Annotated in this window: 17 protein-coding genes; 14 read left to right on the top strand and 3 right to left on the bottom strand. The window is 67.1% G+C overall.

All coding sequences use genetic code 11. The annotated features are described in order from the left end of the window. Positions 1 to 117 precede the first annotated feature (117 nt). Entirely contained in the window at positions 118 to 744 is a 627-nt protein-coding gene (rpsD, locus tag KIH73_RS00150) for a 30S ribosomal protein S4 (RefSeq protein WP_219079497.1), read from the top strand. Positions 745 to 924: 180 nt separating this feature from the next. Here rpsD and KIH73_RS00145 read toward each other — a convergent pair whose 3' ends face one another. Continuing rightward, entirely contained in the window at positions 925 to 1,290 is a 366-nt protein-coding gene (locus KIH73_RS00145) for a phage holin family protein (RefSeq protein ID WP_219079496.1), read from the bottom strand. Between the two features lie 763 nt (positions 1,291 to 2,053). Between KIH73_RS00145 and KIH73_RS00140 the strand changes: the two genes are divergently transcribed. From KIH73_RS00140 to mltG, 6 genes are all read left to right on the top strand, one after another. Beyond that, positions 2,054 to 2,728, top strand: a complete 675-nt coding sequence (locus KIH73_RS00140; RefSeq protein ID WP_219079495.1) for a histidine phosphatase family protein — start codon at positions 2,054 to 2,056, stop codon at positions 2,726 to 2,728. A 120-nt stretch (positions 2,729 to 2,848) separates the two neighbouring features. Beyond that, positions 2,849 to 3,238 carry a DUF948 domain-containing protein gene (locus KIH73_RS00135; RefSeq protein WP_219079711.1) on the top strand — a complete coding sequence of 130 codons (390 nt, stop codon included), beginning with the start codon at positions 2,849 to 2,851 and terminating at the stop codon, positions 3,236 to 3,238. Further along, complete coding sequence (locus KIH73_RS00130; RefSeq protein WP_219079494.1) at positions 3,238 to 3,477, top strand: hypothetical protein; 240 nt, start codon at positions 3,238 to 3,240, stop codon at positions 3,475 to 3,477. The genes KIH73_RS00135 and KIH73_RS00130 overlap by 1 nt, the downstream gene beginning before the upstream one ends. Before the next feature lie 105 nt (positions 3,478 to 3,582). Continuing rightward, a complete protein-coding gene (alaS, locus tag KIH73_RS00125) occupies positions 3,583 to 6,261 on the top strand; it encodes an alanine--tRNA ligase (protein WP_219079493.1) in 2,679 nt (892 codons plus the stop codon). Positions 6,262 to 6,270: 9 nt separating this feature from the next. After that, the gene (gene ruvX / locus KIH73_RS00120) at positions 6,271 to 6,735 is read left to right on the top strand and encodes a Holliday junction resolvase RuvX (RefSeq protein ID WP_219079492.1); all 465 of its coding nucleotides are present in this window, start codon (positions 6,271 to 6,273) and stop codon (positions 6,733 to 6,735) included. Positions 6,736 to 6,748: 13 nt separating this feature from the next. Further along, the gene (gene mltG, locus KIH73_RS00115) at positions 6,749 to 7,921 is read left to right on the top strand and encodes an endolytic transglycosylase MltG (RefSeq protein WP_219079491.1); all 1,173 of its coding nucleotides are present in this window, start codon (positions 6,749 to 6,751) and stop codon (positions 7,919 to 7,921) included. 43 nt (positions 7,922 to 7,964) lie between these two features. Here mltG and KIH73_RS00110 read toward each other — a convergent pair whose 3' ends face one another. Continuing rightward, entirely contained in the window at positions 7,965 to 8,420 is a 456-nt protein-coding gene (locus tag KIH73_RS00110) for a prepilin peptidase (RefSeq protein WP_219079490.1), read from the bottom strand. A 52-nt stretch (positions 8,421 to 8,472) separates the two neighbouring features. Between KIH73_RS00110 and aroC the strand changes: the two genes are divergently transcribed. The 3 genes from aroC (at position 8,473) to KIH73_RS00095 (ending at position 11,873) form a co-directional block, all read left to right on the top strand. Next, positions 8,473 to 9,666, top strand: coding sequence for a chorismate synthase (gene aroC / locus KIH73_RS00105; protein ID WP_219079489.1), 1,194 nt, complete (start codon positions 8,473 to 8,475; stop codon positions 9,664 to 9,666). A gap of 45 nt (positions 9,667 to 9,711) precedes the next feature. Next, positions 9,712 to 11,337 (top strand): bifunctional shikimate kinase/3-dehydroquinate synthase, encoded by a 1,626-nt coding sequence (locus KIH73_RS00100; RefSeq protein ID WP_219079488.1) that lies wholly within the window; start codon positions 9,712 to 9,714, stop codon positions 11,335 to 11,337. An 89-nt stretch (positions 11,338 to 11,426) separates the two neighbouring features. Further along, positions 11,427 to 11,873, top strand: coding sequence for a type II 3-dehydroquinate dehydratase (locus KIH73_RS00095; RefSeq protein WP_219079487.1), 447 nt, complete (start codon positions 11,427 to 11,429; stop codon positions 11,871 to 11,873). A 1,083-nt stretch (positions 11,874 to 12,956) separates the two neighbouring features. Here the strand turns inward: KIH73_RS00095 and KIH73_RS00090 are convergent. Beyond that, a complete protein-coding gene (locus KIH73_RS00090) occupies positions 12,957 to 13,943 on the bottom strand; it encodes a hypothetical protein (RefSeq protein ID WP_219079486.1) in 987 nt (328 codons plus the stop codon). A gap of 321 nt (positions 13,944 to 14,264) precedes the next feature. Here KIH73_RS00090 and KIH73_RS00085 point away from each other — a divergent pair, with 321 nt between their 5' ends. From KIH73_RS00085 to KIH73_RS00070, 4 genes are all read left to right on the top strand, one after another. Further along, positions 14,265 to 14,954 carry a DUF3800 domain-containing protein gene (locus tag KIH73_RS00085; RefSeq protein ID WP_219079709.1) on the top strand — a complete coding sequence of 230 codons (690 nt, stop codon included), beginning with the start codon at positions 14,265 to 14,267 and terminating at the stop codon, positions 14,952 to 14,954. A 376-nt stretch (positions 14,955 to 15,330) separates the two neighbouring features. Then, the gene (gene pulA / locus KIH73_RS00080) at positions 15,331 to 18,657 is read left to right on the top strand and encodes a type I pullulanase (protein ID WP_219079485.1); all 3,327 of its coding nucleotides are present in this window, start codon (positions 15,331 to 15,333) and stop codon (positions 18,655 to 18,657) included. A 328-nt stretch (positions 18,658 to 18,985) separates the two neighbouring features. Further along, a complete protein-coding gene (locus KIH73_RS00075; RefSeq protein WP_219079484.1) occupies positions 18,986 to 20,419 on the top strand; it encodes a DUF2142 domain-containing protein in 1,434 nt (477 codons plus the stop codon). Between the two features lie 491 nt (positions 20,420 to 20,910). After that, positions 20,911 to 22,572 carry a CTP synthase gene (locus KIH73_RS00070; RefSeq protein ID WP_219079483.1) on the top strand — a complete coding sequence of 554 codons (1,662 nt, stop codon included), beginning with the start codon at positions 20,911 to 20,913 and terminating at the stop codon, positions 22,570 to 22,572. Positions 22,573 to 22,683 lie beyond the last annotated feature (111 nt).

Here is a 22,683-nt window from a genome sequence, read left to right as displayed (position 1 = left end):
GTTCCTGACCGCTCGTGCTTGGCACGATGAAGCGTTGGAGAGGCCGGCTCAGCACGGGGTGGCCGCAAGGCCTCCCGGTGTTCCGTTCAAACAACGACAGAAAGAACAAGGAATATCATGACGAACGTTCAGCGTTCCCGCCGTCAGGTGCGTCTTTCCCGCGCCCTCGGCATCGCACTGACCCCGAAGGCTCAGCGCATCTTCGAAAAGCGTCCGTACGCCCCGGGTGAGCATGGCCGCACCCGCCGCCGCACCGAGTCCGACTACGCGGTGCGTCTGCGCGAGAAGCAGCGTCTGCGCGCCCAGTACGGCATCTCCGAGAAGCAGCTGCGTGCCGCCTACGAGAAGGGCACCCGCACCGCCGGCCAGACCGGCGACGCCATGCTCTCGGATCTGGAGACCCGTCTCGACGCCCTGGTGCTGCGCGCCGGCTTCGCCCGCACGACCGCCCAGGCCCGTCAGTTCGTGGTGCACCGTCACATCCTCGTCGACGGCAACGTCGTCGACCGCCCGTCCTACCGCGTCAAGCCGGGCCAGACCATCCAGGTCAAGGCCAAGAGCCAGACCATGGTCCCGTTCCAGATCGCGGCCGAGGGCGTGCACCGTGACGTGCTGCCGCCGGTCCCGGGCTACCTCGATGTGAACCTGCCGTCGCTCAAGGCGACCCTGACCCGCAAGCCGGAGGTCTCCGAGATCCCGGTGCAGGTCAACATCCAGTACGTCGTCGAATTCTATTCGCGCTGATCTGGATTCTCTTTTCATTATTCAAGGACATACCGCATCGACCCCGCAAGGCTTCGGCCCTGCGGGGTCGATGCGTTCCGGGCGCCGATACGGCGACGGCCGCGCATGGGGGAGGCCCGCATGCACGGCCGTCGTTGCGTTCGTGGTAGGTGGCGTATCGATCGTGTGGACCGCCGGCGTTCAGTCGCCGACGACGGCGCCGACCAGCGCCGAGACGATCGACATGATCAGCGAGCCGAGCACCGACCACCAGAAGCCGTCGATCACCACGCCGACGCCGAACAGGGAGAATGCCAGCCACGAGGCCAGCTCCATGAACAGCCAGTTGACGACCAGCGCGAACAGGCCGAGCGTGAGCACCGACAACGGCAGCGCCAGCAGCTGCACGATCGGCTTGATGGAGGCGTTGATCAACGCCATGAACAGGGCGAATGCGGCGATGCCCAGCACGGGCGGATCGCCGATCGCGGTGAGTCCGGGCAGCAGTGCGACCATCACCGCGGCGGCGATGGTGAGCACGAGCCAACGTGAAATGAATCGTCCCATGGGGACCAGTTAAGCACGAAACCCGACATCCGGGCGCGGATTGTCCCGATGCGCACAATGTCTCGGCATTCCGGACCGGGGTGGCGGGGTTGTTGGCCTGCGACCCCGCCGTCGTGCCCGAGTACGCGGTACGACACGCCGAGGCGGTCGCAGGGGTTGGTGGATGGTCCGCGGAGAATCCCGGCATCCCGCCATTCCCCGCAGACCATCCATTGAACCTTGCGGGCCCCTTTCGGCGTGTCGTGCCCCACCGGAAGAAACTGACCCCACTGTTGTCGTCCTGCGTCGCCCAGGTCATCATCTCCATCATCGGCGGGTTGTCATTCTCAACGGCCTGGATCGTCATTCTCCGCCGGCCCGGGCACCATTCCGCCCATCCGAACAGGGAAGTGGTCGGCCCCGCGCACATTGTGCCTTTACCGGACTGGGCAACATCCTGTCTACCCGGAATGATGCGCTCGGAATCTCCGTGCACATTGTGCCTTTGGCGGACCAGGCGACATCCTGCTTGTGCGGAGGGATGTGGCGGGAATCTTCATGCACATTGTGTCTTTACCGGACCAAGAAATGCCTTGTTCGGATGAAAGGATGCGGCCGGAACCTTCATGCATATTGTGTCTTTGTCGGGTCGAGCAACACCCTGTCTGCCCGGAGGGATGCGGCGGGAATCTTCATGCACATTGTGCCTTTGGCGAGTTGGGCACTGATCCGGTCTTCGACGGGCCGTGCAATGGCCCGGCCGTCGGGTGCGATAATCGAAACCATGATTCTGCATCTGCATCTGGTCCGACACGGACAGACCTATTTCAACCGGTACAACAGGCTCCAGGGCTGGACGAACGCGCCGCTGACCGAGGACGGCGTCGCCGACGCGGCCAGGGCGGGGGACAAGCTCAGCAACGTCGAGTTCGCCGCGGCGTACTGCTCCGACACCACGCGCGCGCAGCAGACCGCGCGGACGATCCTCGAGATCAACGAGCGCGCCGGGCACACCCGCCCGCCGCTGGTCAGCGACATGCACTTCCGCGAGCAGTTCTACGGATACTTCGAGGGCATGGACATGGCCATGGCGTGGTACATGGCCGGGGCGCCGCACGGCGCGCCCACGTACAACGCGATCGTCGAGCGGTTCGGCGCCGCCGCCACGCGCGATTTCCTCAAGCAGGCCGACCCGTTCCACGACGCCGAATCCGACGCCGAGTACTGGCGCCGCGTCGAGGGCGCGTACGCGCTGATCGCCGACGATCCGGCCCTGAAGGACGGCGACGACGTGCTGGTGATCGCGCACGGCAACACGCTGCTGAGCCTGATGCATCGCTTCGCGCCCGAGGGGTTCGACCTGAGCGAGCGTCCCGCCAACGGCAGCGTCACCGTGCTGGACTTCGACGCCGACGCGCCCTTCGCCGAGTCGATCCGCGTGGTGTCGTACAACGGCTGACCCGTCCGCGCCGTTGGGCCCACGGCGATGTCCGGGTTTGCCTGAGTCGCGGCCGTTAGCTAGTCTTGTGCCGATATTGTGTACGCGGTTCCGGGCCGCGGTACAGGAAAGAGGTTCATGATGGGTGTTGGAGAGATCGCCGGTCTGATCGCGGCGATAGCGTTCGCCATTCTCGCCGGGTTCCTGATCTACCCGCTGATCCGGCTCGGCCGGCTGTTCGACCAGATCGCCGAGACCGTCAGGCAGACCGGCGACCACGCCATCCCTGCCCTCGACGAGGGCGTGACCACGGTCAAGCAGGTCAACAAGTCCCTCGAGGACGTGAACAGGATCTCCGCCGCGGCGTCCACGACGGCCAACAACGTCGGCGCGCTGACGGACCTGTACGGCTCGTTCCTGGGCAAGCCCGTCATCAAGGTGGCCTCCGCGGCGTACGCGCTGAAGGCGACCGCGACGTCGTTCCTGGCGAAGCGCGGCGCAGGTCCGGCCGATGAAAACAAGGGGGTCTGATGCTCAAGCGTGTGTTCTGGATCGGCGTCGGCATCGCCATCGGCATCGTCGCCGTCAGCAAGGCGCAGGCCTATGTGAAGGCCAACACGCCGGACGCGGCGCGGCAGTTCCTGCTCGGACCGGATCAGGACCACGTGCCGATGCGCACGCTGGAGGGGCTGGTCACCGAGTTCAACGCCACCCGCCGAGCCCGCGAGGCCGAGCTCAACGAACGCTACCTCAAGGGCCGCGGCAACTGACGGCAGCGCGGCGCCGCCATTCCGACGCATCCCAATCCGCCATATCTGTCACCATCGACGTCACAGGGCCCAGCGCGCCCTGAACCAGCAAGGAGTTATCCCGCAATGCGCACCTCTGAGATCGCGAAGCGATTCCTCGACTACTTCGAACGCCACGACCACATGGTCGTCCCGTCCGCCTCACTGATTTCCCCGAACCCCACCACGCTGTTCACCATCGCCGGCATGGTGCCGTTCATCCCGTACCTGCTGGGCGAGCAGACCGCCCCGCACCCGCGCATGGCCAGCAACCAGAAGTGCGTGCGCACGCTCGACATCGACGAGGTCGGCATGACGACCCGCCACGGCACGTTCTTCCAGATGATCGGCAACTTCTCCTTCGGCGACTACTTCAAGGAGGAGGCCATCCACTACGCCTGGGAGCTGCTCACCACGCCGCAGGACCAGGGCGGCTACGGCTTCGACCCCGAGAAGCTGTGGGTGACCACCTTCACCGACGACGAGGAGGCCCGCTCGATCTGGCGCAACGAGGGCTTCGACCCCGAGCACATGCAGGTCTTCGGCATGGAGGACAACTTCTGGACGACCGGCGGCCCCGGCCCCGGCGGCCCGTGCTCGGAGATCTACGTGGACCGCGGCCCCGAGTACGGTCGCGACGGCGGCCCCGCGGCCGACGAGACCCGCTTCATCGAGATCTGGGACCTGGTGTTCGAGAACTACGAGGTCGACAACGTCAAGTCGAAGACCGACCTGCACATCGTCGGCGAGCTGGAGCACAAGAACATCGACACCGGCGCCGGCCTGGAGCGCATGGCCTACCTGCTGCAGGGCAAGAACAACATCTACGAGACCGACGAGGTCTACCCGGTCATCGAGGCCGCCGAGCGCCTGACCGGCCGCCGGTACGGCGAGGACCCGGACGCCGACGTGCGCTTCCGCGTCGTGGCCGACCACGTGCGCTCCGCGCTGATGATCATGAGCGACGGCGTGCGCGCCAGCAACGTCGGCCGTGGCTACGTGCTGCGCCGCCTGATCCGCCGCACCGTGCGCTCGATGCGCATGCTCGGCGTGACCGATCCGGTGCTGCCGGAGCTCCTGCCGGTCTCGAAGGACGCCATGAAGGCGAGCTACCCGGAGCTCGAGACCACGTTCCACGACGTCTCCGAGGCCGCGTACGGCGAGGAGGACGCGTTCCGCCGCACGCTGGAGAACGGCACGACGATCCTCGACGTGGCCGTGAGGAAGGCGAAGACGACCGCGGAGCCGACCGTCTCCGGCGAGGACGCGTTCACGCTGCACGACACCTACGGCTTCCCGATCGAGCTGACGCTGGAGATGGCCGCCGAGCAGGGCGTGAAGGTCGACGAGGCGAAGTTCCGCGAGCTGATGAGCGAGCAGAAGTCGCGCGCCCGCGCCGACGCGCTCAAGAAGCGCCACAACGTGGACCTGTCGGTGTACGACGACTTCAAGAAGACGCTGCTGCGTCCGATCGACTTCCTGGGCTACACCGAGTACTCCAGCCGCTCCAAGGTGCTCGGCATCATGCAGGAGGGCAAGGGCTCGGTCCCGGCGGTGACCGGACCGGCGAACGTCGAGGTCATCCTGGACCGCACCCCGTTCTACGCGGAGGCCGGCGGCCAGCTCGCCGACCAGGGCGAGATCCTCTCCGACGACGGCGCGGTGCTCGAGGTCGACGACGTGCAGAAGCCGATCAAGGACCTCATCGTGCACCAGTGCCGCCTGACCGAGGGCACGCTGGTCGTCGGCGCCGAGGTCAACGCGACCATCGACCCGGACCGCCGCGGCGCGATCGCCCGCTCGCACACCGCCACCCACATGGTGCACAAGGCGCTGCGCGAGGAGCTCGGCCCGCAGGCCACCCAGCGCGGTTCCGAGGACGCCCCGAACCGCCTGCGCTTCGACTTCCAGTGGCCCAAGGCACCGACCAAGGGCATCATGAGCGCGGTCGAGGCGCGCGTCAACGACAAGCTGCGCGACAACCTGGCCGTGACCACGCAGGAGATGAAGTTCGACGACGCGATCGCCCTGGGCGCGATGCACCTGTTCGGCGAGAAGTACGGCGACGTCGTGCGCGTCGTGTCGATCGGCGAGGACGGCTGGAGCCGCGAGCTGTGCGGCGGCACGCACGTCGACCACGTCGGCAAGATCGGCGCGGTCACCATCATGTCGGAGGCCTCGATCGGTTCCGGCGTGCGCCGCGTCGACGCGCTGGTCGGCCAGGGCGCCTACGAGTACCACGCCCGCGAGCACGCGCTGGTCTCGCAGTTGTCCGACACGCTCAACGCCCGCCCCGACGAGCTGGCCGAGCGCGTGAACGCGCTGCTCGCCAAGCTCAAGGAGTCCGACCGCCGCCTGTCCGCGATGTACGAGGGCCAGCTGGCCGCCATGGTGCCCGGCCTGGTCGCCGACGCGAAGGACTCGCAGGCCCCGGTCCGCGTGGCGGCGAGGAACGTCGGCCACTTCGGCTCCTTCGACGCGCTGCGCAAGACCGTGCTCGACGTGCGCGGCCAGCTCGGCGAGGACGCGCCGGTCGTCGTGGCGCTGGCCGGCGTGAACGCCGACGACAAGCCGATGGTGGCCGTGGCCACGAACGAGGCCGCGCGCAAGGCCGGCATCAAGGCCGGCGACCTGGTGCGCGGCGCCTCGAAGATCCTCGGCGGCGGTGGCGGCGGCAAGCCGGACTTCGCCCAGGGCGGCGGCTCCGACGCCTCCAGGATCGACCAGGCGGTCGAGGCCCTCGTCCACGAGGCGATGAAGGGCTGAACCCGCCCTATGGTGTGGCTCGGCATTGATCTGGGGAACGCCCGGGTCGGACTCGCGCTGTCCGACCCGGAGCTGACCCTCGCGCACCCGGCAGGCAACATCGCGGTCAACGGCGACTCGTTCCTTGCTCTGGACGGGGTGATCGACGTCATCGAGGACGAGGCGGTCGACGTCGTCGTCGTCGGACTGCCGGTGCAGATGGACGGCACCGAGGGCAGAAGCGCCAAGAAGGCCCGGCGGTGGGCGGCCAACCTGGAGCGGCGCATGCGCGCGTACGCCGAGGACGGCCAATTCGACCCGCAGGCCATCGCGACGGTAACATTGTTGGATGAACGGCTGACGACCGTCAGCGCGCACCGGCTCCTGCGCGAGGCGCGGGTGGGCACCAGAGATCATCGACCGATGGTCGACCAGCAGTCCGCGGTGGTCATACTGCAGACGGCGCTGGATCGCAGAGAGAGCAGAGAGAACTGAAGAGGAGCGACCTGTGGCCGATACCTTGAACGACTTTTTCGACGAGCACAGCGAGTGGACCGACACCGGCGTCGGCGAGCCCGCCGCGGAACCGCCGCGCCCGCCGCGTTCCCGCAAGGACATGCGGCGCAGGCGCGCGGCGAAGAAGCGCAGGCGCGCCGTCACCGCGGTCGTGGTCGTCATCGTCGTCGCCCTGATCGGCGTCGGCGTGTTCTTCGGGTACCGCGCGCTGCGCCAGTGGAGGATCCAGCGCGAGGCCGAGCAGTCGCAGTCGGCCATCCAGGACTACGCCGGCCCGGGGACCGGCAGCGTGCAGTTCACCGTGGACAGCGGCTCGGACTGGGCCACCGTGGCCCGGAACCTCGCCGACCAGGACATCATCAAGTCCGCCGCGGCGCTGACCAGCATCGCCAGCCGGGCCACGCTGTACCCGGGCACGTTCTCGCTGCAGTACCAGATGAAGGCCTCCGACGTGCTGGCCATCCTGTCCGACCAGAGCAAGGCCGGCGGCTTCCTCGAGGTGCGCCCCGGGGAGCGGCTGACCGACGTGATCGCGGCGGCCGCGCAGGCCAGCGGCATCGACGCCGGCGAGTTCCAGTCCATCGTCGACGGCGGCGGCGACGGCATCCTGCCCGCCGAGGCCGGCGGCAGCTTCGAGGGCTGGCTGGAGCCCGGCTCCTACGACGCCAAGGGCATGGGGTCGGCCGGCGAGATCCTGAAGGCCATGGTCGACGCGCGCATCGCCAAGCTCGACGACCTGGGCGTGCCCACGGGCCAGGAGCGCCAGAACATCCTGATCATGGCCTCGATCGCCGAGGCCGAGGTCAACTCCGACGAATACTACGGCATGGTCGTGCGCGTGATCCTCAACCGCCTGGCGGACGGCATGCCGCTGGGCATGGACACGACGGTCGCCTACGGGCTGGGCATCTCGGCCAGCGACCTGACCAACGACCAGCTCGCGGACGCGTCGAACCCCTACAACACGCGCATCCACACCGGACTGCCGCCCACGCCGATCAGCAACCCCGGCGACGACGCCATCCAGGCGGCCGTCAACCCGCCCGCGGGCGACTGGCGGTACTTCATCACCACGGACCTGGAGACCGGGTACACCGAGTTCGCCACGACCGAGGACCAGTTCTGGGAGATCTACGAGCGGTACATGGCCAACAACGGCGGCTGACGGCCGCGTCCCGGCGGGTGCGGCGCGTGCACGGGCCGGACCGTCACAGCACGGCCAGCACGCCGGCGGCGACGATCGCCGGGACGAACGGGACCCGGCCGGCGTACCGCGTGCCGCGCTGCGGGTCGAACCGCCGCCAGGCCCACATCCACAGCAGGCCGAGCACGCCCATCGCCAGCCACCAGAGCGCGAACCGCACCGGGCCGAACAGTCCGACCGCCTGGCCGACCATCAGCGTCGCGGTCACGTCGCCGAACCCGAGCGCGCCGGGCCGGACCAGCGCCAGCGCGAGCTGCAGCGCACCGGCCGCGACCGCCATCGCCAGTGGCGCCGCGAACAGCGCGGGCCGTCCGGTCGCCACGCCGTACACGGCGGCGAACGCACATTGCGCGATGCACCCGACGGCGATCCACAGGCGCGGCACGCGGCGGCGCCGCAGGTCCTCGGCGCTTACGGCGAGTCCACATAGGAGACTCGGCAGTGCGATCAGGTAGGTCATCCCGGTAGGATAGACCGCAGTCGCTTGGAAAACCATTAAAGGAGCAGAACGTATGTTGCGCTGGCAGACGGCAGGAGAGTCCCACGGCGAGGCGCTGGTCGCTATGATCGAGGGGCTGCCCTCGGGCGTGAGGGTGACGACCGACGACATCCGCACCGCGCTGGCGCGCCGCCGGCTGGGCTACGGCCGCGGCGCGCGCATGAAGTTCGAGCAGGACCAGGTGCGTCTGCTCACCGGCGTGCGGCACGGCGAGACGCTCGGATCCCCGGTGGCCATCGAGATCGGCAACACCGAATGGCCGAAGTGGACCGAGGTGATGAGCGCCGACCCGCTGGACCACGAGCTGCCGCGCGAGGGCCGCAACGCCCCGCTGAGCCGCCCGCGCCCCGGGCACGCCGACCTGACGGGCATGCGCAAGTACGGCTTCGACGACGCCCGCCCCGTGCTGGAGCGTTCGAGCGCGCGCGAGACCGCGTCGCGCGTCGCCCTCGGCGCGGTCGCGGCCCTGTTCCTGGAGCAGACGCTGGGCATCCGCACCGTCGCCCATGTGCTGTCGATCGGCGGCGCCGGCGTCGAGGACCCGGCCTCGGCCGCGCTGCCGACCCCGGACGACGTGGCGGCGCTGGACGCCTCGCCGGTGCGCACCCTCGACAAGGCCGCCGAGTCCCGCATGGTCGCGCGCATCGACGAGGCGAAGGCCAACGCCGACACGCTGGGCGGCGTGGTCGAGGTCGTCGCCTACGGCGTGCCCGCCGGGCTGGGCACGTACACCGAGTCCGACCGCCGCCTGGATGCGGCGCTGGCCGGCGCGCTGATGGGCATCCAGGCCATCAAGGGCGTGGAGATCGGCGACGGCTTCCTCGAGGCGATGCGCCCCGGCTCGCAGGCGCACGACGAGATCGTGGTCGGCGAGGACGGCCGGATCGACCGGCTGAGCAACCGCGCCGGCGGCATCGAGGGCGGCATGTCCAACGGCCAGCCGATCCGCGTGCGCGCCGCCATGAAGCCGATCCCCTCGATCCCCAAGGCGCTGCGCACCGTCGACGTGCTGACCGGCGAGGCCGCGCAGGCCATCAACCAGCGCTCCGACTCGACCGCCGTGCCGGCCGCCGCCGTCGTGGCCGAGGCGATGGTGCGGCTGACGCTGGCCCGCTTCGTGCTGGAGAAGTTCGGCGGCGACAGCGTCGGGGAGACCCGCCGCAACGCCGAGGCGTACCTGGCGTCCTGGCCCGAGCACATGCGCTGACGACGGCGCGCGGCGGATCCCACGCGACATAAGGAGACTGAATCAATGGGTGCAACACGGCCCCGCGCCGTCATCATCGGCATGATGGGCGCGGGCAAGACGCGCGTCGGCCGGGAGACCGCGCAGCTCATGGGGCTGCCGTTCGCCGACGCCGACCTCGACATCGAGCGCGAGGTCGGCATGCCGATCCCCGAGTACTTCTCGCGGTACGGCGAGCCGGCGTTCCGACGGGTGGAAAGCGAGCTGATCGCCCGCGTCGTCGGTTCGTTCGACGGCATCTTCTCGCTCGGCGGCGGCGCGCCGATGACCCCGGCCGTGCAGGAGACGCTGGCCGGGTACGTGGCGGACGGCGGGCGGGTCGTCTACCTGATGGCCGATCCGCGCGAGGCGATGGAGCGCGCCAGCCGCGGCGGCGGACGCCCGATGCTCGACGGCGACGCCAACGCGCGGTGGAAGGCGCTGTACGCCCAGCGCGACCCGGTGTTCCGGCGCGTCGCCAACGTGCACGTGCGCACCTACGGACTGACGCCGCTGCAGGCGGCGAGGAAGATGAGGGACATGATCGAGGAACGTGTCGTGCCGGTGACCGGTGCGGCCATCGAGCCGTACGAGGTGCGCATCGGCGAGGGGGCGATGGGCCATCTGCCCGAGGTGCTCGGAGACGGGCCGGTGCGCGTGGCGCTGATCCACACGCAGCCGGTGCAGCGGCATTCGGACCACGCCCGCGCGCTGCTGCGCCAGGGTGGGTACGAGGTCACCGACATCATGATCCCGGACGCCGAGGCCGGCAAGACCGTCGACGTGGCGAACCGGATCTGGCAGCGCCTGGGCGAGGACGGCTTCACGCGCTCCGACGCGATCGTCGGCGTCGGCGGGGGAGCGGCCACCGACCTGGCCGGGTTCATCGCGGCGACGTGGATGCGCGGCGTGCGCTACGTGAACTGCCCGACCTCGCTTCTGGCGATGGTCGACGCCTCGACCGGCGGCAAGACCGGCATCAACACGCCGCAGGGCAAGAACCTGGTCGGCTCGTTCTACACGCCGGCCGGCGTGCTCGCCGACGTGCGCACGCTGTCGTCGCTGCCGAACGACATCTTCGTCGAGGGGCTCGGCGAGGTCGCCAAGTCCGGCTTCATCATGGACGACGCGATCCTGCGCATCCTGGAGGAGCACGCCGACGGGCTGCGCGGCTTCGACGGCGCGGCCTTCCTCGACTCGCCGCTCAAGCCGGTGGTCGCCGAGCTGATCGAACGCACCGTGCGCGTCAAGGTGCGCCACGTGTCCGCCGACCTGCGCGAGAAGGGCATGCGCGAGTTCCTCAACTACGGGCACACGCTCGGCCACGCCATCGAGCAGATCGAGCACTTCCGCTGGCGCCACGGCAACGCGGTGGCCGTCGGCATGGTGTACGCGGCCGAACTGTCGCGACTGCTCGGGCACATCGACGACGACCTGGTGGACTACCACCGCACGCTGCTGTCGTCGCTGGGACTGCCGACCTCGTGGCGCGGCGGCACGTTCGACCAGGTGCTGGCGCTGATGCACCGCGACAAGAAGGCGCGCGGCAACACGCTGCGCTTCGTGCTGCTCGACCGCGTCGGGCACGTCATCCACGTCGAGAACCCGCCGCAGGACGCGGTGCGCGAGGCGTTCGAACGCATCCGCGGGTGATTCGGGTCTGCGGCGGGGCCGCCGAGCTCCGCCGATCGCCGACGGGCATACGGGTTTCGCCACCCGACAACAACCGGAAAGGAACAGCAATGCAGAAAGTCATCGTCGTCAACGGACCGAACCTCGGACGGCTGGGTGTGCGCGAACCCGACGTGTACGGCCACCAGGACCTGGAGACGCTGCGCCGCGACTGCGCCGAGTGGGGCCGGCAGCTGGGCCTGGACGTCGAGGTGCGGCAGACCGACGACGAGGCCGAGATGATCGGCTGGATGCACCGCGCCGTCGACGAGTCCACGCCGGTGGTGATGAACCCGGCCGCGTTCACCCACTACTCGTACGGGCTGTCCGACGCGGCGCACATGGTGACCGACGCCGGCCTGCCGCTGATGGAGGTGCACATCTCCAACCCGTCGGCGCGCGACGAGTTCCGCAAGCACAGCGTGATCTCGCCGGTGGCGACCGGCACGATCACCGGCATGGGGTTCTACGGCTACCGGCTCGCGCTGGAGGCCGTCGCCCATCTGCTGGAGGGGTGAACCGGGGCGGGTGTTTCACGGGATTGTGTAAAACCTGCCGCGGATGACGGTTTCCATGGCCCTTATTACACGCATGTGCGTAAAACCGGCCGCGGCGTGTACCATCCGCGGCCGGTTCTCGGTCTCCCTGTGTGATACCGGACGCCGGACCCCGATCTGTGACCGTTGTTTCGTGCGCGTGTGTAATATCTGATGCCGGATACCTGGTCCGTGACCGTTGTTCTACTCCCGTGCGTAAAACCTGCCGTAGCGTATACCGACCGTGACTGGTTTCCGACCTTCCCGTGTAATACAGGACGCCGAATATCTGGTCTGTGTCCGTTCTCCCATACGTGCGTGTAAAGACCGACGCAACATATGGCAACCGTGACCGGTTTCGATTTACGCATGTAATACCGGGCACCGAATATCCAGTTTGCGTCGGTTGTTTCGTGTCCATGTGTAATGCCGGACGCTGAATACCCGGTCTGCGTCTGGTATTACACACCCGTGTCCAGTAGCGGACGCCAAACATACGGTTTGCGTCGGTTATTTCATGTCCGTGTGCAATAGCGAACGCGGTGCATCTCATCCGCGTCGGTCGTTTCATGCCTGTGTGTGATACCGGACGCTGATTGGTCGATTCGTTTTCGCTGCTGCACAATGTGTCTTTGGAATAACACCCAACCGCGTGTGGTCTTGCGTTGGTACGACGAGCACAATGTGTCTTTGGGGATGATGCTCAGCCGCGTGCGGTCTCGTGCCGGGACGATAGGCACATTGTGCTTTTGGGGATGACACCCGACCATGTGCGGTCTCGTGTTGAGACGACGGGCACAATGTGTCTTTGGGATGGCGCCCCACCATTTCGGGCGACAACGCGCCTGCCCGGCCTGTAACGACGACACCCATCCGGTTTTGTTGACGATGGCATCCCACTCGGTCCGTGACGATGACGCCCCGCCCGGCGTGTGACGATGGCGCCTTCGTCCAGTCTGTGATGATGGCGTCCTTTACCCCTAGTCTTTGTGCAGGCACTCCCGTCCGCGCAGCCCGACGCCGTCCCGCCTTACCTGACCTTCGCGATGATACTCCGCCCATCAATCACGGCAGCAACGGGATCGCCCCGGCTCCTTGGCGACGTTTCGGGATGCCGGCATCGAGCAGTTTGCGCTCCAACCGTCCGGGATGCATCACATCCTCGTATTCGAAACGGATGATGGACTGCACGCCCTGCATCCGCAGATGCTCCTCCCGCGCGCGTTCGTCATGGACCTTCTGCTGGATGGAGCTCCGGTTCATGTTCGACTCCATCACGTATTTCCCCATACCGTCGTACTCCGCGACGACGATCCGGCCGTCGGGAAAGGTCCATGTGAAATCGGTGCGATAGAAGGACGCGGGATTCGCCGGATTCTCGAACCGGTGCTGCAGTTCCGGCACGACGAACCCCTTGGCGATGATGGCAGCGCGGGCCCGCGACTCCCCGCCGTTGTCGCTGAGCGGGTCGGCGTAGGCGCACAGCGGAAGGATCCGTGCGCCGTCCAGCCGTCGTTCGCCGCATAACGCCGCCACGTCGGACATGGCAACGCCGGCACGCGCGGCCGAATCGAACAACGGCAGGGCGTCGTTGAACGGCAGTAGCATTCCGCAGTCCAGTATCGTGTGTTCGACCGGCGTGACGCGGATGCCGGAGACGGTGACGGCGGGGACGACCCGCATGCGGATACGTTTGAGCCGTCCGTGGTCCTTGGCGTGGGAGGCGTGCGTGGAGGCGATATGCACGATGCCGGAGTCGTGGACGGCGTATGGATGATCGAGATCGTGGATGCACGCCGCCGACGGGCCGGCGAACACCCAACCGGGGTGCTCCCTGCCCAGCGCCCCGACGGTGTGCCGGACGCGTTCGATGGGATTCAGCGTCGCCCAGTAGTCGGTCCTTGCGTAGACGTTGAGATAGGGGCTGACCAGCGTCCCCTCCGACAGTCTTCTGCGGAACGCCCTGCGCTGGGCCGGGGTCGTGCCGTAGGCGCACCGTGCGTTCTCCTGCGCCTCGTCGAGCATCGGGTCGATGATGTCGTGCCGTCTCATGCGGCGAGCATAGGAGGCGGGTCCTCCGAGGCGCAACGGCGGGAGGCGATTGTGGTCGAAGGATTCCCGGTCTCGGCGTGTCTGTGGATAACCGGTCCATGTCGCAAGGTCATGACCCGATGTTGGGCTGCGCCATCGAACGGCAAAAGCGAATGGTGACGGGTTATACATGCTGCGACCCTGGTTGCGTTGGCGGCCGGAATGACGCCGGGATGTCGCTGACCGATTCATGGTACGCTGAGAGCGGCCGGTCCGCAGGGGCAAGGCTTCCGAAGAGCCGGGGGGTGTCCCCCGGCAATTTGTTACGTGTGGGGGCGCGTGATGGGGGACATAGGTGTCTTCGTCGACGAATCCGGCGAGCAGGGGTTCCTGTCGGACTACTACCTGCTTACGTTGGTGTTCCATGAACAGGACCATGAGTTGGAGCCGAGTCTCGCGCCGTATCGGCAATCGTTGTTCGACGCAGGTCTCGTCGATGTCCCGTTCCACGCGTCACCGTTGTTGAACCGGCATGATAACTACCGGTTGATGACGGTGGAAACGAGGAAACGATATCTGTATATGTTCATGACGCTATGTCAACACCTGCCGATCCGATACCGGACGTTTGTCTACCGCAAGAAAGCATTCCCGGCAATGGCACAGTTGGAATCGCGCATCAGACGCGATATCGTGAACCTGCTGTTCGAACACCTGAAGTATTTCCAATCATTCGACAAGGTGAAGGTCTATTACGATGGCGGGCAGCCGATGGTGGCCAACGCATTGCGAGAGGCCATCGGATATGCGCTGTCGAAGAACGCCATCGTGTACCGACACGGCGGTCCCGCCGAATACCGGCTGGCGCAAGCTGCCGATTTCATCTGCGCCATCGAATTGACGGCCTGCAAATACGAGAACGGCGAGCAGACGGCGACGGATGAGCGGTTCTTCGGAACCAAGGGATCGTTCCGGCGCAACTATTTGAAGAAGGTCCGCCGGCTGTCGCTGGAACGGCGGCATGGGCCATAGTGGCGCCAGCCGTAAGGAATTAGGTACGGCCGAAGCCATGTTCAGCCGTCCCCTGATTCGGTCCGCGGATTCGTCGACGGCTTGCGCAACATATGCCACGAGCGTGACGTTGATGCCGCTAGAATGCAAACATTTGCACTATATCGAACCCGTTTGTTTCATTGTATTTGCACTGACGCAATGATAGGCTCGTTCCATCTTGGAATGCGAACGTATGCAAAAGCAGTGTCCAGATGGTTCCAGATCGCTCCGCCGAAGCGGGCGGGCGCGCATGCGTTCGGGACGGCAACGGCGTCGCGGCCCGATGGCGGGCAGGAAGGGATGGAGCGGCGCCGCGCGTCCCATCTGGGAGAGAACAGGAACAACAGTTATGGACATGCAGCAGCATGCATGGCGGCGCAGGCTCGTCGCGATGGCCGCCGCGATCGCGATGGGCGTGACCGCGCTGGTCGCCGCGCAACCGGCGGCCCACGCCGAGACCCCGCAGGCGACGCCCCGGTCGGCGGTCGTCTCTGACGCGACGGAGCCGGCCGAGCAGCAGCCGACGACCAGGCTCATCGTGCACTACCGGCCCCAGGACCCCGCCGTCGACGACGGCCGCGTCGTCTGGGTGTGGGGCACCGACCGCGACGGCGCCACCCTCGAAGGGGCGTTCCATGAGTTCACCGGCGAGGACGCGTTCGGCAAGGTGCTCGACATCGAGGTCCCCGGAGCCTACGACGCCGACAAGATCGGCCTGATCGTCACCACGCCGCAGTGGAACAAGGTCGGCGGCGACCGGTTCGTCGACGCCTCGAACGGCACGGCGGAGGTCTGGGTCGACGCGGCCGCGCCCGACGAGACCTACGACGAGACGACGGTGCCGGAGGAGTACCTCAAGAAGGTCAACCATCTCGACGTGACCGTGCACTACCGGCGCGACGACGGCGACTACACCGGCTGGAACATGTACGCGTGGGCGGACGGCGTCGAGGCGCGGACCGCCGGGTTCGCGGACCCGGACGACTACGGCATGACGGCGACGTATACGATGGACAGTGTGGAAGGCATGACACGGCCGATGTTCATCGTCAGGCAGAGCGTGGACGGCAACGAGTGGGCGGCCAAGGACCCGGGCGAGGGCGACCGCGTCATCCCGCAGTCGGCCATCGAGATCACCGACGCGGCGAGCGGCTCGGGCAGGGCGGAGATCTGGCTGCGCAGCGGCGAATGGACGACCTATACCAACGAGTCCGTCATCCTGCTGACCAACAGCTTCACCGGCGCCGAGATCAGCGCGACCGACGAGATCACCGTCAAGCTCAGGGGCTCGTTCGACGATACGACGTTCACCACGGACAACGTGACGGTCGACGGCGCCACGGTCGCCGGCGTCGCCGTCGAGGACGGCAGGCTGGTCATCACCACCGAGCAGGCCCTCGACCCCGCCGCCGGATACACGGTGTCCGCGCCCGACTGGGGCGAGACCGTCGCCATCGCCGGCGCGGTGGTGCGCACCGACGAGTTCGACGAGGCCTACGCCTACGACGGCGACGACCTGGGCGCCACCTGGAGCGCGGAGTCGACGACGTTCAAGCTGTGGGCGCCGACGGCGAGCGCGGTGACGCTGAACACCTACGAGTCCGACCGCAGCGCCGACGCGCCGCTGGCCGCGACCCACCCGATGACCCGCGGCGAGCGCGGCGTGTACAGCGTCACCGTGGATGGCGACTGCGCCGACCTGGCCTACGACTACACGGTGACGTTCGCGGACGGCACGTCGAACCGGTCCGCCGACCCGTACGCCACGGCGGCGGTGGTCAACGGCCGCCGCTCCGTGGTGCTCTCCGACGTGCAGATGAACCCCGAGGGCACGGGCGAGCGCATGCCGGCGTTCGGCAAGGCCACCGACGCGACGATCGCCGAGACGAACATCCGCGACTTCTCGATCGCGCCGAACTCCGGCATCTCGCAGGAGAACAAGGGCAAGTACCTGGGCATGGTCGAGCCGGGCACCACCACCGACGCCGGTGCCACGTCCGGGTTGGACTACCTCAAGGACCTCGGCGTCTCCCATGTGCAGATCATGCCGATGTACGACTACGGCAGCGTGGACGAGACCGGCGACCTGTCGTACGACGAGGAGCAGCACGGCCAGCAGAACTGGGGCTACGACCCGCTGAACTACAACGTCCCGGAGGGCTCGTACTCCTCGGACCCGTACAATCCGTCGGCCCGCGTGACCGAGCTCAAGCAGATGGTGGAGGGCCTGCACGACAACGGCATCCGCGTCATCATGGACGTGGTGTACAACCACGTGCAGGACGTCTCGTCGCACCCGTTCAACCTGGTCGTGCCGGGGTACTACTTCCGCTACGACGGGAACGGCAACCTGACCAACAACTCCGGCTGCGGCAACGACACGGCCTCCGAGCGCGCGATGATGCGCAACTACATCGTCGACTCGGTGACCTACTGGGCCAGGAACTACAACGTCGACGGCTTTCGCTTCGACCTCATGGGCCTGATCGACCTGCAGACCATGAAGGAGGTCCGCGCCGCGCTGGACGAGATCGACCCGTCGATCATCGTGCTCGGCGAGGGCTGGGACATGAACACGACGATGGACAAGAGCGAGATGACCACCCAGCCGAACGCCTTCGAGCTGGCGTCCAAGGACGGCGACAACGGCGTGGCGTTCTTCAACGACTCGATCCGCGACGCCCTGAAGGGCAGCGTGTTCGACACCGCCGACACCGGCTTCGTCTCCGGCAAGACCGGCAAGGAGGGGCTGATCCTGAACAACATCCTCGCCTGCCAGAACCCGGAGGGCACGGCCGGGGACGCGATGTGCACGAACGGCACCGCCGACGTGCGCTACGGCGACGCCGGCCAGATCGTGCACTACGCCGAGATCCACGACAACATGACGCTGTACGACAAGCTCAGGGCGAGCGTGCCCGACGATGACGACGCGACCACCGCGGCGCGCGCCGAACTGGCCGACTCCGTCGTCTACCTGTCCTACGGCATCCCCGCCATCCAGCTCGGGCAGGAGTTCCTGCGCACCAAGAACGGCGTGGCCGACAGCTACAACGCCGGCGACGCGGTGAACGCCATCGACTGGGACCGCACGACGCAGTACGCGGACTCCGTCGCGTACGTCAAGGGGCTGATCGACCTGCGCGCCGGCAGCGAGACGTTCCGCATGGCCGACTACGGGCAGATCGCCGCGAACACCAAGGCGATCGCGGCGGCCGACGGCGTGGTCGCCTACCAGGCGTCCGGCGAGGACGGGACCTACGTGGTCATCCACAACGCCAACGAGGAGCCGGCCACCGTGCAGGGCATCGAGGACGGCGACTACGCGACGCTCGTCCAGGGCGGCACGGTCGACCTCGACGCTCCAGCGACGACGCCGGTGTCCGCCGACGGCTACGAGGCCGGGGCTCTGTCGACGACGGTGCTGTACCGCCCCGCCGACGACGGGCAGCAGCCCGGCACGGATCCCGGACAGCCGGGCGACGGGGACGGCGAGCATGGCCCCGGTTCCGGTTCCGATGACGCGACGCCCGAGGCGTCGGGCGAGGGCAAGCCTACGAGGCCCATCGCCTCCACGGGCAGCGCCATCGCCATCGCGGCGGTCGCGGCCGTGCTGCTGATCGCCGTCGCCGGCGCGGCCTGGGCGGTCCGCCGTCGCTCCCGAGGCGGGCGCCGGCAGTGACATGACCGCCGTGTCCCGTCGGCTTCGGTGTGCCGGACCGACAGGGCACGGCGGGCCTTGCGGTGCATGATGCCACGCCGCGGGTCCGTTGTCCGCGCATGGCATCCGCCGGCCCGTCGGGGCGGGCGCGCCGAAACCGAAGAGCCGGGGTGACCCGGCTCTTTTCGTATGCGGGAATGCGGCGGAGCGGTGATGCCCCCATATGCGGCGAGGCATCGTTGCGGCATGGGGGTATGCATTCCACCCAATATGGGGTATCGTTGCTGTTGACGAGGCCGGTGAGTCCGGTCTTCTGTCTTCGATGGACACGACGATGCCAGGGGGTTGTATGGGTGTGCGTGATGCTGAAACATTGAGTGGGGGGGGGGGTAATGGCTGTCCAGATGCGTCGATAGGGCGGTTCGTCGGCGTTGTCCGCAGGTTCATGCCGGCGATCGTGGCCGCGGCCACGGTGCTGTTCGGCATGCTCTGCATCGTGTCGACGCCTCCCGGCCATATCCCGGATATCTGGGCCCACGTGTATCGCGTCGATGGCATCGTGAACGGCGATGTGCTCGCCAGACCCGTGGATTCGAAAAGCCTGCTGCACGGTACGGACGGCAACGTCGGCGGTCGCGTCGACTGGACCTGGATCGACTTCTCCGTGCAGGAGTACGACGGATACGATCCCGCGGTCGTGCGGAAGGACACCATCACGGTGCAGGACGCTACCGGGGCCGACGTCCCGTACAACAACACGGCCACCAACTCCCCGGTCGCCTACCTCCCGCAACTGGCGGCGTTCGCTTTGGGCAAGGCGTTCGGCCTGCCGGCGCAGGTCACTTACTATCTGGCGGAATGCCTCATGTTGGCGGTGTATGCGTCGTTCATGGGGCTGGCGGTGGCGGCGTTGCCCCGATGGCGAATTCTCGTCGGCCTGGTCATGCTGTGTCCGCTGCTGATTCGCCGCTATGCGTTCGCGATCTCGGCGGATTCGTTCACCCAGGCGACGGCGTTCCTGCTGACGTGCCTGGTGTTCGGAGCGATGCTTCGCCGTGTCTCCGTGCGCTATTGCCTCGCCCTGTCGGCCTTGTCCGTCTGCATGGCCATGTGCAAGTTCATCTACGCGCCATTGGTGTTGCTCATCCTGTTCGTGCCATATATGCAGTGGAGAATGGCCGATGCGGGAGACGTTGCCGCCGCACGGTCGGGATCGCCGTGGAAGGAGCCGCGGCTGTGGATATGCGCGGTTGGGGTCGCGGCGTCATTGATATGGCTGGCGGTGTGGATGCGTCTGACCTCGTGGTTCGTCACGACCCCGATGATCGTGTCGTACGACGACATGAACGCGAAGAAGCAGGCGCTGCTCGGCGGGGCAGACGGCATGATCGAGGCCCTCGGCGCGATCGGCACGGCGATCGCGCATGGCAAGGCCAATCTGGATAATGTCCCGGACAGCATCGCCATCATGGGATTCTGGATGATGACGGTCGCCGTGGCGGTCGTGCTGGCGATTGCCACGGTTCGTCGGGCCATGCCGGGGCGCATGCTGGTGTTCTGGTGGTGCGCGTGGTGTGTGGCCGTGGGCATCATACTGCTGACGTATCTGGCATTGTGGTTGCAGTACACCCCGATCGGCGCGGACGTGGTCGACGGCATGCAGCACCGGTATTTCTTCCCCTTGGTGCCGTTGCTGACGCTTTGCGCCGCCGAATGCGTCGCCGGACTGCGCTCGACGATCCAGAGCGTGGCGGTGCCCGCAGCGGCGGTGGAGACGCATTGAATCCGTTTGAACCGTCGGCATTGGGACGAATGGGAACCCATATGGCTTAGGTGTAGTGGATTTGAGGTTTTGCGGACATCCAAATTCACTACGTGAGGCATCCAAAGCGTCATGCCCCGAGTATGAACGGCGGAATACCGCCATCCATACTCGGGGTCTTCCGGGAAAGGCGCCTCACGTAATACGGATAGATGTCTGCAGACCCTCATATCTGCTGCAGCTAATCACGATGGACCCCGTGACCCATGCAAAGAGGACGTTCTGTCCGATTCGCGGTCCGAACATTTGCGTGCGCACCCGGCGCCGACGGCCGGACTCATGGCGGAATCATGGAACCGTGGAGCGCTTTGCCTCGGCCATCGTGAAAGAACCGATGACTCCCCGCCGGAACAGCGGCGGCCCGGTGCCTTCCGCGGGTCCGCCGGTCCGCCCCGCACGGGCGCCGCACCGAAAACACGCCGGGTCATATACGGATGATAATGTGGAATTCCATGGTTAGAAGACAACATGGCAACTCGCAGGAACACGTTACCAAGCATATTTTCGTCACCGGTGGCGTCGTCTCATCTCTTGGAAAAGGCCTGACCGCATCCTCGCTGGGCCGTCTGCTGCGCAGCCGTGGCATCCGCGTGCTGCAGCAGAAGCTCGATCCGTACATCAACGTCGATCCGGGCACGATGAACCCGTTCCAGCACGGCGAGGTGTATGTGACCGAGGACGGCGCCGAGACCGATCTCGACATCGGCCACTACGAGCGCTTCCTCGATGTCTTCCTCAGCCAGAAGGCGAACGTGACCACCGGCCAGATCTACCAGTCCGTGCTGCGCAAGGAGCGCGCCGGCGAGTACCTCGGCCAGTGCGTGCAGGTCATCCCGCACATCACCAACGAGATCAAGGAGCGCATGCGCGCCCAGGCGTCCGACGACGTGGACGTCATCATCACCGAGATCGGCGGTACGGTCGGCGACATCGAGTCCCAGCCGTTCCTCGAGGCGGCGCGCGAGGTGCGCCGCGACCTCGGCGGCGACAACTGCATGTTCGTGCACGTCTCGCTGGTGCCGTACATCTCCGCCGCCCACGAGCTCAAGACCAAGCCGACCCAGCATTCGGTGATGATGCTGCGCCAGCTCGGCATCTCGCCGGACGCGCTGGTGCTGCGCTCCGACCGCCCGCTCAACCAGTCCATCAAGGACAAGATCTCGCTGATGTGCGACGTCGATCCGGAGGGCGTGGTCAACTGCGTGGACGCGCCGAGCATCTACGACGTGCCGAAGATCCTGTTCGACGAGGGCCTGGACGCCTACGTCGTGCGCGAGCTGGGGCTGCCGTTCCACGACGTCGACTGGGACGAGTGGGCCGACCTGCTGGAGCGCGTGCACCACCCCAAGCACGAGGTCAACATCGCGATCGTCGGCAAGTACATCGACCTGCCGGACGCCTACCTGTCCGTCACCGAGGCGATCAAGGCCGGCGGCTTCGCCAACTGGGCGAAGGTCAACGTCAAGTGGGTCGCGGCCGACAAGTGCGAGACCCCGGAAGGCGCCGCGGCGGCGCTCGACCAGGTCGACGGCATCGTGATCCCCGGCGGCTTCGGCATCCGCGGCATCGACGGCAAGATCGGCGCGCTGCGCTTCGCCCGCGAGACCGGCCTGCCCGCGCTGGGCCTGTGCCTGGGCCTGCAGTCGATGGTCATCGAGTATGCGCGCGACGTGCTCGGCATCGCCGACGCGAACTCCTCCGAGTTCGACCCCGAGTGCGCGAACCCGGTCATCGCCACGATGGAGGAGCAGAAGGACATCGTCGCCGGCAAGGGCGACATGGGCCACACCATGCGCCTGGGCTCCTACCCGGCCGAGCTGCTCGAGGGCTCGCTGGTCGCCGAGCTGTACGGCACCACGCACGTCAACGAGCGCCACCGCCACCGCTACGAGGTCAACGTCGCCTACAAGGACCGCCTGCGCGAGGCCGGCCTGGTCATCTCCGGCCAGAGCCCGGACGGCGAGCTCACCGAGTTCGTCGAGCTGCCACGCGACGTGCACCCGTTCTACGTGGCCACGCAGGCCCACCCCGAGTTCAAGTCGCGCCCGACCAAGCCGCATCCGCTGTTCGCCGGCCTGGTCGCCGCCTCGCTGCGCCATCAGGCTCAGCGCTGACCCGGACCGGGACGCCAGGCATGCGGCGGGCGCCGCACGGAACTGCTCCGTGCGGCGCCCGCCGCATCGTATAGACGTCGCCACATGCCGTATGCGCCGATGCGCCCTATG

Origin of the sequence: Bifidobacterium phasiani, from assembly GCF_019331775.1 — a bacterium.
GTDB lineage: Bacteria > Actinomycetota > Actinomycetes > Actinomycetales > Bifidobacteriaceae > Bifidobacterium > Bifidobacterium phasiani.
This window is presented reverse-complemented; position numbering and strand designations above follow the sequence as displayed.